At 62.7% G+C, this 15,405-nt stretch carries 16 protein-coding genes; 7 read left to right on the top strand and 9 right to left on the bottom strand.

What is annotated here, in order from left to right:
- Positions 1 to 201 precede the first annotated feature (201 nt).
- Complete coding sequence (locus VB716_RS05225; protein WP_322758101.1) at positions 202 to 1,614, bottom strand: cytochrome ubiquinol oxidase subunit I; 1,413 nt, start codon at positions 1,612 to 1,614, stop codon at positions 202 to 204.
- Positions 1,615 to 2,178: 564 nt separating this feature from the next.
- Between VB716_RS05225 and VB716_RS05220 the strand changes: the two genes are divergently transcribed.
- Both VB716_RS05220 and VB716_RS05215 read left to right on the top strand, forming a co-directional pair.
- Positions 2,179 to 2,457 (top strand): hypothetical protein, encoded by a 279-nt coding sequence (locus tag VB716_RS05220; protein WP_322758102.1) that lies wholly within the window; start codon positions 2,179 to 2,181, stop codon positions 2,455 to 2,457.
- A gap of 43 nt (positions 2,458 to 2,500) precedes the next feature.
- Positions 2,501 to 4,264 carry a mechanosensitive ion channel family protein gene (locus VB716_RS05215; protein WP_322758103.1) on the top strand — a complete coding sequence of 588 codons (1,764 nt, stop codon included), beginning with the start codon at positions 2,501 to 2,503 and terminating at the stop codon, positions 4,262 to 4,264.
- Between the two features lie 145 nt (positions 4,265 to 4,409).
- Here VB716_RS05215 and VB716_RS05210 read toward each other — a convergent pair whose 3' ends face one another.
- The gene (locus VB716_RS05210; RefSeq protein WP_322758104.1) at positions 4,410 to 5,702 is read right to left on the bottom strand and encodes an FAD/NAD(P)-binding oxidoreductase; all 1,293 of its coding nucleotides are present in this window, start codon (positions 5,700 to 5,702) and stop codon (positions 4,410 to 4,412) included.
- A 173-nt stretch (positions 5,703 to 5,875) separates the two neighbouring features.
- Here VB716_RS05210 and VB716_RS05205 point away from each other — a divergent pair, with 173 nt between their 5' ends.
- Complete coding sequence (locus VB716_RS05205; protein ID WP_323269934.1) at positions 5,876 to 6,754, top strand: ion channel; 879 nt, start codon at positions 5,876 to 5,878, stop codon at positions 6,752 to 6,754.
- Positions 6,755 to 6,785: 31 nt separating this feature from the next.
- On the opposite strand, the gene petC is transcribed toward VB716_RS05205, so the two are convergent.
- From petC to psbA, 4 genes are all read right to left on the bottom strand, one after another.
- Positions 6,786 to 7,337, bottom strand: coding sequence for a cytochrome b6-f complex iron-sulfur subunit (petC, locus tag VB716_RS05200; protein ID WP_322758106.1), 552 nt, complete (start codon positions 7,335 to 7,337; stop codon positions 6,786 to 6,788).
- 69 nt (positions 7,338 to 7,406) lie between these two features.
- The gene (locus VB716_RS05195; RefSeq protein WP_322758107.1) at positions 7,407 to 8,051 is read right to left on the bottom strand and encodes a DUF3365 domain-containing protein; all 645 of its coding nucleotides are present in this window, start codon (positions 8,049 to 8,051) and stop codon (positions 7,407 to 7,409) included.
- A gap of 4 nt (positions 8,052 to 8,055) precedes the next feature.
- Positions 8,056 to 8,526: a DUF4079 domain-containing protein gene (locus VB716_RS05190; RefSeq protein WP_322758108.1), complete on the bottom strand. Its 471-nt coding sequence runs from the start codon at positions 8,524 to 8,526 to the stop codon at positions 8,056 to 8,058.
- A gap of 181 nt (positions 8,527 to 8,707) precedes the next feature.
- A complete protein-coding gene (psbA, locus tag VB716_RS05185; protein ID WP_322758109.1) occupies positions 8,708 to 9,787 on the bottom strand; it encodes a photosystem II q(b) protein in 1,080 nt (359 codons plus the stop codon).
- A 243-nt stretch (positions 9,788 to 10,030) separates the two neighbouring features.
- Here psbA and VB716_RS05180 point away from each other — a divergent pair, with 243 nt between their 5' ends.
- The gene (locus VB716_RS05180; protein WP_323269931.1) at positions 10,031 to 10,465 is read left to right on the top strand and encodes a DUF3122 domain-containing protein; all 435 of its coding nucleotides are present in this window, start codon (positions 10,031 to 10,033) and stop codon (positions 10,463 to 10,465) included.
- Positions 10,466 to 10,608: 143 nt separating this feature from the next.
- Here VB716_RS05180 and VB716_RS05175 read toward each other — a convergent pair whose 3' ends face one another.
- Positions 10,609 to 10,749, bottom strand: a complete 141-nt coding sequence (locus VB716_RS05175) for a DUF1651 domain-containing protein (protein ID WP_322758111.1) — start codon at positions 10,747 to 10,749, stop codon at positions 10,609 to 10,611.
- A 202-nt stretch (positions 10,750 to 10,951) separates the two neighbouring features.
- Between VB716_RS05175 and VB716_RS05170 the strand changes: the two genes are divergently transcribed.
- The 3 genes from VB716_RS05170 (at position 10,952) to VB716_RS05160 (ending at position 14,012) form a co-directional block, all read left to right on the top strand.
- The gene (locus VB716_RS05170; RefSeq protein ID WP_322758112.1) at positions 10,952 to 11,446 is read left to right on the top strand and encodes a type IV pilin-like G/H family protein; all 495 of its coding nucleotides are present in this window, start codon (positions 10,952 to 10,954) and stop codon (positions 11,444 to 11,446) included.
- A gap of 139 nt (positions 11,447 to 11,585) precedes the next feature.
- Positions 11,586 to 13,121 (top strand): DUF1254 domain-containing protein, encoded by a 1,536-nt coding sequence (locus tag VB716_RS05165; RefSeq protein ID WP_322758113.1) that lies wholly within the window; start codon positions 11,586 to 11,588, stop codon positions 13,119 to 13,121.
- A 111-nt stretch (positions 13,122 to 13,232) separates the two neighbouring features.
- Positions 13,233 to 14,012, top strand: coding sequence for a hypothetical protein (locus VB716_RS05160; RefSeq protein ID WP_322758114.1), 780 nt, complete (start codon positions 13,233 to 13,235; stop codon positions 14,010 to 14,012).
- Positions 14,013 to 14,350: 338 nt separating this feature from the next.
- Here VB716_RS05160 and VB716_RS05155 read toward each other — a convergent pair whose 3' ends face one another.
- Entirely contained in the window at positions 14,351 to 14,863 is a 513-nt protein-coding gene (locus VB716_RS05155; RefSeq protein ID WP_322758115.1) for a hypothetical protein, read from the bottom strand.
- Positions 14,860 to 15,102 (bottom strand): galactose oxidase, encoded by a 243-nt coding sequence (locus VB716_RS05150; RefSeq protein WP_322758116.1) that lies wholly within the window; start codon positions 15,100 to 15,102, stop codon positions 14,860 to 14,862. Before VB716_RS05150 ends, VB716_RS05155 begins: the two co-directional genes overlap by 4 nt.
- Between the last annotated feature and the right edge of the window lie 303 nt (positions 15,103 to 15,405).

Here is a 15,405-nt window from a genome sequence, read left to right as displayed (position 1 = left end):
CCTCCGGTACATATGGAGCGATCAGGAGTAAAGGCAATCACGGATTGCCTGATTCACGGCTACTTTAGCGGTTTCTCATGCTTGAGACCAGCTGCGGCGCAATGGATCTGGATTTTTCAGGAGTCCCCACATAGAGCAGTAGGAACAGGGCCAGGATCACAAACCAGACCGTGGGCATGAACCATTCGAGGAACTCCATACTCAGGCGCTCTCTGATGGGTCGGAAAGAATCACGGCGGTGGCAAGGCCAGCAGGCGGCTCAAGGGTGAGATTCGGTCCCTTGGCGATGATCCGGGAGCCGAAATACAGCGCGAAGACCAACAACACCGTGTAAAGCACAGCGAACACACTCAAGCTGGTGAGAACCTCACCCACCGGCAGCACCGAAGCGGCATCGGCGGTTCGCAGCTGGCCGTAGACCGTCCAGGGCTGGCGGCCCACGCAACGCACCACCCAGCCGGATTCAATCGCCAGGTAGCCGGCCGGAGCCGAAAGGATCCAGGCCCAGCTGAACCAGGGCCACTGGGTGAAGCTGGCAGCGCTGAGGCCCCCTCGCCACCAGAGCAGCAGGCTGAGGGCCATCAGGGCCGCCGCAGCCAGTCCGATCGCCACCATCACCCGGAAGGCATAGAAGAGCAGACCCACCAGGTGGGGCCGCTGATCGGCGGGCCAGCTGTTCAGCCCACGCAACGGTTGGCTGAGCTGCGGCCGCGTCTCCAGGATCCAGCTGAAGGCGCCAGGCACCGACAGGCTCCAGCGGTTGCTGCCGCTGGCCTCATCGGGGGAAGCCAGCACGGTCCAGGCAGGGGAGCTGCCGGCGGCCTGGTCGTCCCAGAGTGCCTCGATTGCTGCCAGCTTGGTGGGCTGATGCTCGGCCACCTGCACGGCGCTTTCGTGGCCAGCCAGGATCTGCAGCGGCGCCACCGCCAGCAGGATCACCAGCGCCAGCTTGAAGGAGAACAGGAAGAACTCCGGTGCCTTCTGGCGCATGAGCGACCAGGCACTGATCGCGGCCACCACCAGCATGGAGGTTTCCACCGTGGCCAGGGCCATATGAATCACGCTCCTCACCATGAAGGGGTTGTTGATGGCGGCGAAGTAGTTCTGCACATGAAAATGGCCCTCGGCAAAAGTGCCGCCCGACGGAGTCTGCAGCCAGGAGTTGGCGCTGAGGATCCAGAACACCGAGAGGTTGGCGCCGAAGGCCACCATCACGGTTGAGAGGAAGTGAATCACTGGTGGCACCTTCTGCCAGCCGAACAACATGATCCCGAGGAAGCCGGCTTCGAGCATGAAGGCCATCGCCCCCTCGAAGCCCAGCACCGACCCGAAGAAATCCCCGGCAAATTCCGAAAGCGGTGCCCAGTTGGTGCCGAACTGGAATTCCATCGGCAGTCCGGAAGCGACGCCGATGCCGAAGTTCAGCACATAAAGCTTGGCCCAGAAGCGGGCCTGGCGGTAGTAAAGGGGATTGCGGGTGCGCAGCCACAAGGCTTCGAGGACCACCAGGAAGATCGCCAGGCCAGTGGAAAGCACGGGCCAGAGCATGTGAAAGATCGCCGTCAGGGCGAACTGCAGTCGCGACAGGGTCACGACATCGAGACTGGCGAGCATGGGCTGGAAAACACGGAACGCGTAACGGAACGTGGGCCGAGAGCAGGGAGTGGAGAAACGCTCCGGAATGCTGGTATGACGGTAAACTTATGACCACGTATCCGATGCAGCATCGGCGACTGTTCGGGTCTTGCCTGCCGCACGAGGGCCTGGCAATGGGTCCCTGTCGGCAGCGACCCAGCGGATGGCCCGGGTGAGGGGCGAGCACAAAGGGGTTCGGTTCATCGACAAGGCCGTCGCGAGTCTGCGCACTGGTGCCGTGGCTCAGGTTCGCCGCGTGTTGGACCGTTCGTCGTACCGCTCTAGGGGGAAGACTGGCGTCTACGAGAATTCCTTCCAATTCCTGGCACTGGCCCCGCGACACCCAGCGCAACCAGGACAACCACCGCGACCGCGAACCCAGCGGCGATCAGATCCCGGCAACGCTCAGGAGCATGGCCATGAACGCGCTCAGGCTGGATAGGTGCTGGTCCATCATCGGGGCCTGGCCACGCTGTCCCACGCCATCAGCATTGCATTGGAGCTTCTGGGCTAACGAGAAGCTGTTCAACCGCTGGGGTCTGGGTGACCTCCAAGGAGCCCTCCTCCCCGTCCTGCGCAGGCATTCTGAAGCAGATCGAGAAGCCGGTCGCCGAGGCTGGCCGGCCGCTGGCGAAGCCGATCAGCAACCCCTTGGCAATCTCAGCCGTTCATCACAGGCCTGAAGATCCCGCCTATGGCCGCTTGCGGGTGCAGCATCGTCGTGGTAGCAAAGAAATGGATCAACGATGGTTGTGCATGTTTCTACGTCATCCCTGGGAAGGATACATCGCTGACAAGCACTTCCTGACGAAAGGAGAATGATCACCCAATGAAGATGCTTCGGAAGCGATGTGCACGCTTGTTCTTGGCGAGTTTCCTCGTTGTCATTCTACTTGCTGGCATGATCCAGTCAAGCGCCGCCCAGTTGTCCCTGCCGGACTTCGGCCAGACGAGTGGGAGCAATCCTCCTGCTGAAGTGACGCGCCTTGGCAGCATTGAGGTGGCTCCTGTCCGTTCTCCGATTTCCGGAAAAGAGTTGTTTGTCGTTGCCTCGCCGACCGTTGTTGACAGGAACGCTGAGGGGGCCGATCTCACCGCTGCCGTTGAAGAACGAGCAGGCGAGGTCAACGCGCGTTTGCGGCGCGCCATGCTAGATCGACAGGAACCACCGATGGATGCGGACAGCCTGGCTGTTGACGTTGCTGTTCTCAATGGTGTGACGGTGATCACAGCCAGGGATGCTCACTACACACAGCCGCTGATCCTGGTTTCCACTACCCAGATTGATACCAGCTATCACGGCCTTCCGATTGATGAGCTTGCTCGCCAATGGCGTGACATCCTCGATACGGAAATCAGGGCTGGGCTTGGGGAACTCTCCAGCGAGTTTGTTCTCCAGGACCTGGCCTCTGTGGGAAGGATTCTGTTGGTGCTGGTGGCTCTCACAGTTGGAGTCGCTCTGGTCCAGCACCTTCTGGGTCTGCGGCAACAGCGTCTGCGGCAGCGCAAAGATGAGCTCCAAGCTCGCGCTGAGCCTGAGTCGCCCCAGACTTCCATGGATCCACAGGCTGGCGTCGAGGCTGTCGAGCGTGACGAGCGAATCGATCAGCAACGGGAAGCCTTTCTCCAGGGGCTGGATGAGGTTGCCAGCCTCGATCGTCGATTGAGCATGTTGAGCTTTCTGCAGTGGTTGCTCTTCTGGTCGCTGATTCTGCTCTGGTACTTTGGTCTCTACCAACTGGTCAAACAATTCCCTGTGCTCGAGAAGTACAGCCGGGGAGTACTGGAGATCCCCATCAGACTTCTCTTGATCTGGTTCTTTACCGGATTTCTCATTCGGATCTGCCGCCGCTTGATTGATCGCTTAACCAGCGTCAAGGATGGCGGCAGCCTGTTGGATGTACTGACCGCTGGAGATTCCAAGCGCCTGCAGTTGCGGGCTTCCACGATAGCAGGGGCGGCAAAAGGATTTGTGACAATCCTGATTGCTGGCTTCGGCATCCTGCTGGCCCTGGGGGCTCTGGGTCTGCCTACCGGCTCGGTTCTTGCTATCGGAGGTATCTTTGGCCTGGCTATTTCCTTCGGTTCCCAGAACCTGGTCAGAGATCTCGTGAATGGCGTGCTCATTTTATCTGAAGACCAATATGCAATTGGCGATGTCGTTGATACCGGAACTGCAGCTGGTCTGGTGGAAAACCTCAATCTGCGTGTGACGCAGTTGCGCAGCGTGGACGGAGAGCTGATCACCATCCCAAACAGCAACATCACGCAGGTCAGAAACCTTACCCGAAATTGGTCCAGGGTGGCCTTCAGCATCACTGTGGCCTATGAGACGGACCCGGACAAAGCCCTGCGAGTGCTGACGGATGTTGGCCTGCAATTGTATGACGATCCAGATTGGCACGAGAGAATTGTTTCCGAGCCCACAGTGCTGGGGATTGACACTATCTCCCACACAGGCATCACCATCACCACCTGGATTCAAACCGAACCAGCCCAGCAGTGGGCTATAGGCCGCGAGTTTCGGCTGCGGGTGCGCCGAGCTTTCGCCGAACACGGGATCGACATCGGCACCCCCCGCCAAACGTACAGGCTGGAACCGCCGCGACCGGAACCAGCCTCTGCGTAACACCTTGTATGAAGCGAACAGCATGGGCGGCCCCTCGAACGCCGCAGTCGCGTCTGCACGGGTGGAGGACATCGGGAACCTGGGGGCGGCGAGGTCTCGAGCAATGGCAAGAAGAACGGCTCCAGTGGTGGCAGAGTGACTGAAATCAAGGCTCCTTCCGCGCCAGCCCCAGAGCCCGTACCAGCGGCTTGAAGGGTATGAGGAAGCGGCCTTCATGCAGGCGGCCCTTGAGCACCCGGTGCCAGTACACCCAGGGGAATGCGCGCGTTTCGATCAGAAACATGCTCCAGCGCTCCTGGGTGGGATCCACCAGGAACGAACTGACCGGCTGGAGGTCGTAATCGAACTCCGCCATCACCACGCTGTGGAAGCTGGTGATCAGCGGACAGGCCGTGTAACCGTCGTAGTGGGCAGCCAGGGGTCGGCCCTCGAGGAAGGCCAGCAGGTTGGCCACCAGCACCGGTGCCTGACCACGGATGGCAGCCAGGCTTTTCGAGGTGGGCAGGGAGCTCACATCGCCGAGGGCGAACACATCGGCAAAGCGCTTGTGCTGGCAGGTGTCCTTGTTCACCTCCACCCAACCACCAGGCCCCTCGATCGCCAGGGAGCTACGGGCCACCACGTCCGGCGCCGCCATCGGCGGCACCACATGCAGCAGGTCGAAGCGGATCTCCTCCCGGAAGGGTTCCCGGCCTTCCTCACGCACGTCGAACACCGCTACCTGCTCCTCGGGGCGCACCTCGATCAGGTTGCGGCGCAGACGGGTTTCGATGCCCCGGCGCGCCACGATGCGCTCGACTGTGGCGTTGTAGGCCTTGACCGGATACAGCTGTGCCATGGCGCTGCAGAAGATCACCTGCGTGTTCACCCCCACGCCGCTGGTGGCCTGAAAGATGTCGTCGGCCAGGTACATCACCTTCTGCGGAGCACCGCCGCACTTGATCGGCGTGGCGGGATGGGTGAAAACAGCGGTCCCCCCCTGGAAGCTGCGGATCGCCTCCCAGGTGGCGGCGATGTGGGCGTGGGAGTAGTTGCTGACGATGCCATGGCTGCCGAGAGCTTCCGGCAAGCCCTTGATGGCGCTCCAGTTGAGCTGGAGACCCATGGCCACCACCAGCACGTCGTAGCTGAGTGATTCGCCGGCCGCGGTGATCAGGCGGTGGGCCTCCGGCTCGAAAGTGGCCGCGCTGCCTTGGATCCAGGTGGCACCTGCTGGGATCACGTCGGCCTCCGGCCGGCGGGTTGCCCCGTAGGGGAGCAGACCGGCGCCGGCCAGGATCCAGCCGGACTGGTACTCGTGAACGCCGGCGGGCTCCAGGATCGCCACATCCAGGCCGGGACGGGCCCGTAGCAACTGACTGGCGACGGTGATGCCACCGGAGCCACCGCCCACGATCAGAATCTGGTGGTGGCGGCCGATGGAGGCTGGTTCGGCCATCTGCCAGCTCCGATCTTCCTCTTTCTAGGCAGAGACCAGCGCGAAACGGTGCGCCGCCATACAAAAGTTCATGCGTGGGCACGCATAAGAGGATAAGCTGTGTCGAGGTGCAGAGGATACGGCTGATGGCGCCATGGAAGCAGCCTGCCGCCGGGAGTCCGTCTGTCCCTCCGGTGCGACTGCAGAAGCACGGAGGCATCTTCTCGGCGGTGAATCCAGCCGACTGGATCCGCCACTGGCGCCACCCCAATCACCTGATGCTGGCGGTGCCCTGGCCGATCTTCTTCGGGCTGATCACTGCGGTGTATCTGCTGCTCAACCTGGTCTTCAGCCTCCTGTACTGGGTGGACCCCCATGGCATCGCCGGGGTGGCTGGAGCCACCACCAGCTTTGCTGAAGCCTTCTTCTTCAGCGTGCAGGCTCTGGGCTCGATCGGCTTCGGAGCCCTTCATCCGGCCAGCCTGTTCACCAATCTGATCGTCACCGTCGAGTCGCTGGTGGGCTTGATCGTGATCGCCCTGATGACAGGGATGGCCTTCAGTCGCTTTTCTCGCTCGACGGCGCGGATCCTGTTCTCGGATGCGGTCACGGTGCACGATTACGACGGGGTGCCCACCTTGATGTTCCGGGTGGCCAATGAACGCCGCAAGACGATTCTCGAGGCCAGGATTCAGGCCTATCTCGCCGTCAATGAGCGCACCGTTGAGGGACATCGCATGCGCCGCCTGCACCCACTGACATTGAAGCGCGATCGTTCACCCCTGTTTCTGCTCAGTTGGACGGTGATGCATCCCATCGATGAGCACAGCCCTCTGCATGGACGCACCCCCGCTGAGCTGGCCGCCAGCGGTGCCGACATCGTGGTTTCGTTCAGTGGCATTGACGAAACACTGGAGCGGCCGATTCATGCTCATCACAACTACCCCGCTTCCCAGGTGGTGTTCGGTCAGGGCTTCGTGGACATGATGCAGGACGAAAATGGGGAGGGGCAGAGCTTCGACTTCGCCAATTTCAATCGGACCTATCGCTGCCCATCCGTGGAGCCTTCCTGAGGGGCTGGATCCGAACGAGTGGCCGTTCCGCTCAACTCCACCAGGGATTCTCCCCTGTGCGGGGATCGTTCTCGTTCCAGGGGCTGAGCAGCACCCGTTCGCCCTCCACAGCCACATGGGCCAGGGCCAGGGGCAGCGGGGCAGGACCGCGGACCACGGCCCCTTCAGGGTCGTACTGGCTGCCGTGGCAGGGACAGATGAACTTGTTCTCGCTGCTGTTCCAGGGGACCACGCAGCCCAGATGGGTGCAGATCGCGTTGAGGCCGATGGCGCCGATGGCGGCGCCCTCCCCTTCGATAATCAGATAAGTGGGATCTCCCTTGAGGCCCTGCACCAGGCTGCGGTCGCCTTCGGGGTGGCTGGCCAGCCAGCCGCTGGCCACGATCGGAATGCCGAGGTCGTCGAGGGCAACGGCACCACCCGATGAGCCGGCCTCCCGTGGTGGGATGAAATAGCGCACAACCGGGTAGAGGGCGCCGAGTGCCACCCCGGTGACGGCACCGAAGGTGAGCAGATTCATGAACTGGCGACGTCCCAGGCTGGGGAGCTCGTCGCTGGATCGGAGCGAGGGACTGAGGGACATGATGCTTGGCCTCCAAATTGCTTATGCCGATTCCGGCAGACAGTCGGCAGATCCTTCAGCTGGCGTGGCTCAGCCAGCTGCGGCGGCGAGAGCGGCCTGAACCTCCGGCAGGTGCACGGCATACATGCCCCGCAAGTCACCCACCTTGAAGTCGAAGGCCTTGTCATCGGGGTAGTTGTCTTTGATGAAAGCCGGCCGACTGGCCTTGGTGCCGTGGCAGGCCAGGCAGCTCGGCTCCACGTTGATGCGGCGGTAGTAGTTCAGGCCGGCGCCCTGTTCCGCCACGGCCGGCTCCCAGAGCCCGTTGATCTCAGGGTGTCGACTGAACAGATCGATCACCTGGCGCTCCTGAGCGTTGGCGGGGGCATGGTCGGGGTTGCGGTACTTGCTGGCCACCTGGCGCACCTGCCAGCCGTTTTCCTTGCCGATGGCGATGGCCCGCATGCCTACGGGCTTGCACACCTCCTTCATCGTTTCGATGGTGGGCTCTTCGGTGCGGCCCTCGAGGGTGGAGGCCAGGGAGATGCGCATCTGATCGAGCTGCTCCATCGCCACAACGGCCTTGGAAAGTGCTGCCGAATCGACCGGCGGCGAGGCCTCTGCCGCCAGGGCGGTACCCGGCCGAGCCGTCAACAGCCCAACGCCGACCAGCATCAGGAGCAAGGTGGAGAGGGCCAGCCGTGCCAGCCGCTTGAGCGGAATGGTGAACGTCATCGGATCAGGTGCCAAGGGACGTTGGTGATGCCTCTGAACTCAGCAGCTTCTGGACGATGGCGATGCCCGTGAAGGCCTGCCAGCCGAACAGCAGCAGCACTCCCCCGTTGATGGCCACGTGCAGGCCCCGGACCCAGTCCTTGCCCTTCTGGAGGGAAGGTCCCAGGGAGGCCGTGGCGATCACCAGCACGGCAACCGCCAGACCAACAAACAGATGCGGACCGAGGATCAGCTTGCCGTTCTTGAGGAAAGTGGCCGTCAACCCACCGACGGCGCCCAGCAGGGTGAGGCCCAGGATCACCGCACCGAGTTGGGCGTGCCGCTGGCCGTAGTGAAGGGGAACCATCGCCTTGCGTTCCTCGGCGCCTACCTTGCGGATCAAGCTGGCCTTGTAGCCGAGGTAGCCCGAGTAGAGCATCAGGCCCAGCAGCACCCACATCAGCACCGGGTGGATGAAATTCAGCGCGAAGGGCATGGTGCCTGGGCAAGGGAAGAGGTCCGCGACGGCGGTATCAACTGAAGGTTGGCCAGGAGGCCCATCGGGAAATCGGTAGGCATCCTGGAGATTGAAAGGGGCCCGGATCACTCCAGGCCCCAGGTTGTCTGCTCAGTCCGTTGAGCGAATGGGGATCGACTGGGCGGGGGTCAAAGTCCCACTAACCGATCGCAGGCGCACTGAGCGCCACAGGGGTGCTGGCGCTGGTGGCCAGATCAAGCGGGAAGTTGTGTACGTTGCGCTCGTGCATCGCCTCGATGCCCAGGCCGCCGCGGTTGAGGATGTCGGCCCAGGTGTCGACCACGCGGCCCTGGTGATCCATCACCGAGTGGTTGAAATTCAGGCCGTTGAGGTTGAACGAGAAGCTGGCTACGGCCAGGGCCGCGAACCAGATCCCCACCACTGGCCAGGCGGCCAGGAAGAAGTGGAGGCTGCGGCTGTTGTTGAAGGAGGCGTACTGGAAGATCAGCCGGCCGAAGTAGCCGTGGGCGGCCACGATGTTGTAGGTCTCCTCCTCCTGGCCGAACTTGTAGCCGCGGTTCTGGCTCTCGGTTTCGGTGGTCTCGCGCACCAGGGAGCTGGTGACGAGCGAGCCGTGCATGGCGGAGAACAGGGCCCCGCCGAACACACCCGCGACACCGAGCATGTGGAAGGGATGCATGAGCACGTTGTGCTCGGCCTGCAGCACCAGCATGAAGTTGAAGGTGCCGGAGATGCCGAGCGGCATGGCATCGGAGAAGGAGCCCTGGCCGATGGCGTACACCAGCAGCACCGCCGTGGCGGCGGCCACCGGAGCCGAGTAGGCCACCGCGATCCAGGGGCGCATGCCGAGGCGGTAGCTGAGCTCCCACTCCCGACCCATCCAACAGAAGATGCCGATGAGGAAGTGGAAGATGATCAGTTGGTAGGGGCCGCCGTTGTAGAGCCACTCGTCGAGGCTGGCTGCTTCCCAGATGGGGTAGAAGTGCAGGCCGATGGCGTTGCTGGAGGGCACCACGGCGGCGGTGATGATGTTATTGCCGTAGAGCAGGGCACCGGAGACGGGTTCGCGGATGCCGTCGATGTCGACCGGCGGCGCACCGATGAAGGCAATCACGAAGCACGTGGTGGCCACCAGCAGGCAGGGGATCATCAGCACCCCGAACCAGCCCACGTAGAGGCGGTTCTCAGTGCTGGTCACCCAGTCCTTGAAGCTGTTCCATGGGTTGCCCCAGGAACGCTTGAGGTTGGTTGTCGTCATGGCAAGGAATGAAGACGGGACTGGGGAAAGCTGCGAAGGCGAGGGCGGCCCGTCGTGGTGGACGACCAGCCGAGCGCCGACTCTTCCCAGTATCACAGTAGCGTTGAAGTCCACTATGACGCGAGAGGCGTTATGAGTACTTCCTCTCAAAGGGCTGGAGCGGGTTTTCGCCCAGCTCCGCACCGGCTGCTTCGACCCAACTGGCGGCCAGTGTTCGCCGCTGTTCTGCTTGCCCTGACCCTGATGGTGCTGCCGCTCCAGGCCCAGGCAGCTGTCGATCCACAGCGTTGGTCCCTCACGGACTCATCGGGCCATCTCTGGGGCCTGACGCTGTTCGAGCAGCCCGATCCCGCCTATCCAGCCGGCTGGCGCCTGCGCCTGACAGCCCGCTCACCCGGGCAAGTGGTGGACCACCAGAGGCCGCTGCTCCTGAGCGATGGCCTCGGCGGTGCCTGGACTCTGCCGAACCGCAGTGAGGAACTGGTGCGTCAGGGGGAGGACCTGATCCCCCGGTCCTCGGCCCAGTTCGACGTCCACGCCCTGGACCCCAGGCCCAGCGACGTGCTGTCGCTGCAGCTGGAGGTGCCGACCGACAATCCAGAGGGTTCGATCTTGGTCATGCTGCAACCCGAAGCGGTGCAGGCACTCCATGAGCTGCCATCGGGCATGGCGACCTGATCCCCTTGGGCTTCCGCGCCATTGGTCCTCTCCCCCTGCATCCGTACGGCAAACCGCTGCTGATCGGCAAGGGGGTGGGCATCGGTTCAGAGCTCAGCGTGGTGGGGGATGCAGGGTGCCCAGCCCGCCTTGCACTTCTCAGCTCAGAGCTCGAGGGCCTCAGCCCGGCCCAGCTCTCGGCGTGACTTCAGCAGCGGGATCTCGTGATCGGGGAACAGCTCGCCGGTGGTGATCTCCAGCAGTTGAACCAAGCTCACCCAGCGGGTCGGGTGAAAGCGCAGCACCTGGCGGCCATGGATCAGCTATCCCTCTTTGGGGAGGAGCGGTGGCGTTGACGAAGGTCTGCTGGAGAGCGCGCACTCGAGTACAGGTCCATCCACTGCCATGCGAATCAGCTGGCCTTCCTGCTGGTAATTACGATGTCTTTGGACCCATCTACAGAGGCCATTCATGCTTCCTGCCTTCCGTCAGACCATGCTGAGGTCAATGGCGATCTCCGCCCTGCTGCTGGGGGTGGGCAAGTTGGTAGACCTGCCTGCAAACGCTCAGCTTCCGGCAAATCCAGATCAGAAAGCCGCGCTGAACGCCGTGGCAGAAATGATGGAAGGTCAGCGCACCTACTACCAGAAGAATGGCTCTTTCCGTGCCACGGTGTCCAATATTCAGCAGGATTTTGGCATCACCCTGCCCGACACTTTCGACTACGCCGTGCGCACCACCACGGAAGCCGCCTACAGCTATGTGATTCCCGCCCAGGGGCCGAATGGGGGCCTGCTCAATGCCTATGTGGGAGTGGCCTTCCTCACCCCCAACCAGAACCCTGAAATCACCACGATCATCTGCCGAAATATTCAGCCAGGCCAGATCCGCCCGTCGGATCCTCAACTCGTGCTCGGAACCCTGGTGGCCAATCCCACTGGCCGCCTCGTCCAGTGTGGGGATGCTTCGATCGAAGTGAAGGCCTCGATGGTTAACGAATGAGTCCCGTCTCAGCCCGCAGCCAGGAAGCGCGTAGGCAGGTCAAGGAGTCGTTGGCTTGACAACCATGATTTCTTATCCGCATCGCTGCGCCGCCTTTTCGTCAAACCATGGAAATCTTACTGTCTAGGCTTATGATCTGTTGAGCCGTTTTTCTTATTGGATGGGGCCACTGGCAATGAGATATGCGACCATTCGCTCGGCGAACGTCGCTTTCCGGGCGGGACTGATCGGCATACTGCTCGTATCGGTACCGGTGCTCGCCGCCTATGGGAAGAGCAACGACGCCGTAAGTCAGGCGGGCAAGCAGAACGGAACGGCCGGTGTCCCTGCGCCCGGCATCGAGGAAACGAAGCGTATTGCCGAGCAGGCCTACATCTATGGTTTCCCGATGATCGCCGCCTATAAGGCGATGTACGAGTTCAACGTCGACAAGGCGTCGCCGCAGTTCAAGGCCGGCTTCAACCAGGTCTGGAACGACGCCAAGACCTTCACCCCCAAAGACACGGCCATCCCAACGCCCAACGCCGACACGCCCTATTCGATGATCCAGGCCGACCTGCGCGCTGAGCCGCTGGTGTTCTGCGTGCCCGAGGTCGAGAGGGGGCGCTACTTCTCGGTGCAACTGGCCGACCTGTACTCGTTCAACTACGGCTACGTCGGCAGCCGCACCACTGGCAACGGTGCCGGCTGCTATCTGGTCGCTGGCCCCAACTGGACGGGCGACAAGCCTGAAGGCATCGCCAAGGTGTTCCGCTCAGAGACGCCATTCAGCCTGATCATCTTCCGCACCCAGCTCTTCAACGCCGCCGACATCGACAACGTGAAGAAGGTGCAGGCCGGCATCCGCGCCGAGCCGCTTTCGGCCTTCCTGAAGCAGCCCACGCCGCCCGCCGCACCGGCCATCGCTTTCCCGCCCTTCGTTGGCCAGGCCCCGTTCAAGACCGACTTCGCGACCACCCTCGACTTTCTGCTGCAGTTCGCGCCGGTGGTGCCGGAAGAAAGGGAACTGCGCGCCAGGTTCGCCAGCATCGGCATCGGCCCGGGCAAGATCTTCCTCTTCAAGGACCTCTCGCCAGAACACAAGGCGGCGGTGGGCCTGGCCGTTCAGCAGGGCTACGAGGCGATCGAAAGGCGCCGCGACAGGATCGGCAAGGACATCAACGGCTGGCTGGTCGGTGCAGCCTTCGGCGACCGCGCCTTCTTCAAGGGCGACTACGAGCTGCGCGCCGCCGCCGCGATGGCCGGGATTTACGGCAACGACGCCGCCGAGGCCATGTACCCGTTGGCCAAGACCGACGGCACCGGAACCGCGCTGGACAGCAGCAAGCACCGCTACACCTTGACCTTCGCCAAGGACCAGTTGCCGCCGGTGAATGCCTTCTGGTCGGTGACGATGTACGACGGCAAGACGCAGTTGCTGATCGACAACCCAATCAACCGCTACCTGATCAATTCTCCGATGCTGCCCGCGATGCAGAAGAACGCGGATGGGTCGCTCACGCTGCTCATCCAGAGGGATTCGCCCGGCAAAGGCAAGGAAGCCAACTGGCTGCCCGCACCGGACGGCCCGCTCTACATGGTGATGCGCCTGTACTGGCCGAAGGACACGCCGCCGTCGATCCTGCCGCCTGGAGAAGGCAGCTGGAAGCCGCCGGCGGTGATGCAGGCGCAATGATCGGATTCGTCGATCTCGGTTTCTGATCAGCGCTCATCGCCATTCGCTCTCTCGATTCACCCGCAACCAACCCATCGAAAGGATTCGATCATGAAGTTTACGCATAACGTCTTGCCTGCCTTCTTCACCGCTGCCGCGCTGGTTGCTTCGGTGGGTTGGCACCCCACGGCACAAGCCCAAGCCAAACCGGCAGCCGGACCGATCATCAACCTGACGGATCCCTGCCCGATCAAGGCTGAGAACTGGCGCGGCAGGGCTTTCTACGAGATTCTGTTCATGTTCCGCCAGCCCAACGGCGACGGAATCGGCAACTACTTCAACTCTCTCAGCAACGCCCTTCCCGCACCCAACGACGTGATGGACGCACGCTTCCGCGCTCTGAATGCGGAGATCTTGAAGAAGGAGTTCGGAGGCGATGGGATCTTCTTCAATGGCCCGCGGCGTCTGGTTGCGAACACCATCACCGCGTCGTCTTGGGATGGCTGCAAGCAGAGAGTGATCGGCACGATCCCCTTGAACCTGGACGGCACCTTCGAAGTCCCAAGCTTCGACAAGTTCGTTTCCGGACCGCCGGTGGCCTACAAGCCGTTGGTCTCAAAACGTGACAGTCGCATGATCTTCAATGCGGGCGAAACGGTCTATGAGCTGATCACTCCCGAGGGCGCCGTGTACACCATGTTCAGCTTGTCTCTGAAAGCCGACCCCAACAACACCATCGCAAACCTGCCCACCCTGGGCAAGCGCCTGACCTTGCCGACGGGATGGCAGTTCAGATCACGCCAACTCGACAAGGAGATGGTTCTGACGGCCGCCGCCGACTCCAACCCACCCAACACCATCGTTCTCGACCAGTTCGAAGGCAACTACCAGTTCAACGCGGGCGCTAAGTAGTGGCCTGAATGCGCACGGCGAAGGCGGCTGCAAGCCGCCTTCGGTGGCCCAGGCGCAATGGTCTGATTTGTGAATCCATTGTATCCAAGCAGTAGACATGAGAAACTCTGCTTGGCTGTATTCAGGTCTCCTGATGCTGGCTGGTCCAGCTCAACTCCTGTCTCTTGTTCAGCAATGGAATCTCATGGCCGGGGTCTGGAAGCAGCTCGCCACTGGTGATCTCCAGATATCCCGCTCCCGCTCCCGCTCCCAGCGGTTCGGGCGAAAGCGCAACACCTGGCGCCCGTCGCTCAACCAGCCCTCCTGCGGGGTCAGCGGGACTCGAGGTGATGGCCGGCTCATGCATCCTTGATGCGGGCCTTGATCAACCGGCAGCACTCCTGCACGTCGCTCGCACACTCCACCCCCTTGCTGAGCGAGCAGAAGAACTCCCGCCACAGCGCCGGCACCGCCAACAGGATCAGCGGCCTGCCGCCGTTGAGAGTGTGGGCGGCTTCCGAGGCCGTGCCGGGGACGCCGCCACCGCAGATCACCACCACATCGGCGCTGAGCACGTTGATCACGTTGCGGGCCTTACCCATGCCGGTGAACAGGGCCAGGTCCAGATCCGCCGTGTTTTGCCTGTCCTCACCGTTCCCTTGCTCGGGCAACACCCCCACCACCAGGTGCCCCTCCATCCGAGCTGCGCCGCGGCTGGCCGCAGCCATGACCCCCGCCGGCCGGCCACCGGTGAGCAGCACCCACCCCCTGGCACTGAGGCGCTCACCCAGCTGCTCGGCCAGCCGCATGGCTTCTGCGGAGGCCGCATCCCCCGCGCCCATCACACCCACGACCGGTCGCCGGCGGCTCATGCCACCTCCGGTGCCCAGCCCCGCTGGCGGGTCATGTCATCGGTCCAGCCCTGGCAGCGACTGGTGAGGTGCTCGCCCTGGGCGATCAGACCCTGGTGCAGCTGGCAGGTAAGCAGCGGGATGCAGTTGGGGCCGGCGTGGTGCCTGAACCAGTGGCAGGTCATGCAGACCTTGCGGCTGCGGGCGGGCAGCAGCACCTCCTGATCGAGGAAGGGCCACTCCTCGATTGGTTGTTCCAAGGATCCGCTGCTTTCCAGCGCAGAGTGACGCAGACGGAGACCCATACCCCTAAAGGCAACGCGTACATCCGTACTAGCACGGATGGTCCGAGTCGGCCGTCGCGCTGAGCGGCTACAGGGTTGATGGGCGCAGTGTTGTCGGCCGTCGTCCAACGCTCTGAGGTTCAAGCGTTTCACTCTGCAGCTTCGCCGAGCAGCTCCATCCAGCATCCAGCCGCTGTCGGGGCCTTCCACCATCAAGCGCCGACCCCAGTTGCGCTCGGTGTATCGCAGATCCCTGCCGCTGCCGATGGCGGTGGTGAC

The organism is Synechococcus sp. CCY9201, assembly GCF_034931105.1.
Classification (GTDB): domain Bacteria; phylum Cyanobacteriota; class Cyanobacteriia; order PCC-6307; family Cyanobiaceae; genus CBW1002.
This window is presented reverse-complemented; position numbering and strand designations above follow the sequence as displayed.

Excerpts from the sequence above, each read along its gene's own strand:
- VB716_RS05195 (WP_322758107.1), bottom strand. The coding sequence starts at position 8,051 with ATGACGTTCACCATTCCGCTCAAGCGGCTGGCACGGCTGGCCCTCTCC.
- psbA (WP_322758109.1), bottom strand. The coding sequence starts at position 9,787 with ATGACGACAACCAACCTCAAGCGTTCCTGGGGCAACCCATGGAACAGC.
- VB716_RS05190 (WP_322758108.1), bottom strand. The coding sequence starts at position 8,526 with ATGCCCTTCGCGCTGAATTTCATCCACCCGGTGCTGATGTGGGTGCTG.
- VB716_RS05210 (WP_322758104.1), bottom strand. The coding sequence starts at position 5,702 with ATGGCCGAACCAGCCTCCATCGGCCGCCACCACCAGATTCTGATCGTG.
- VB716_RS05170 (WP_322758112.1), top strand. The coding sequence starts at position 10,952 with ATGGCGATCTCCGCCCTGCTGCTGGGGGTGGGCAAGTTGGTAGACCTG.
- VB716_RS05225 (WP_322758101.1), bottom strand. The coding sequence starts at position 1,614 with ATGCTCGCCAGTCTCGATGTCGTGACCCTGTCGCGACTGCAGTTCGCC.
- VB716_RS05155 (WP_322758115.1), bottom strand. The coding sequence starts at position 14,863 with ATGAGCCGCCGGCGACCGGTCGTGGGTGTGATGGGCGCGGGGGATGCG.
- petC (WP_322758106.1), bottom strand. The coding sequence starts at position 7,337 with ATGTCCCTCAGTCCCTCGCTCCGATCCAGCGACGAGCTCCCCAGCCTG.
- VB716_RS05180 (WP_323269931.1), top strand. The coding sequence starts at position 10,031 with ATGGTGCTGCCGCTCCAGGCCCAGGCAGCTGTCGATCCACAGCGTTGG.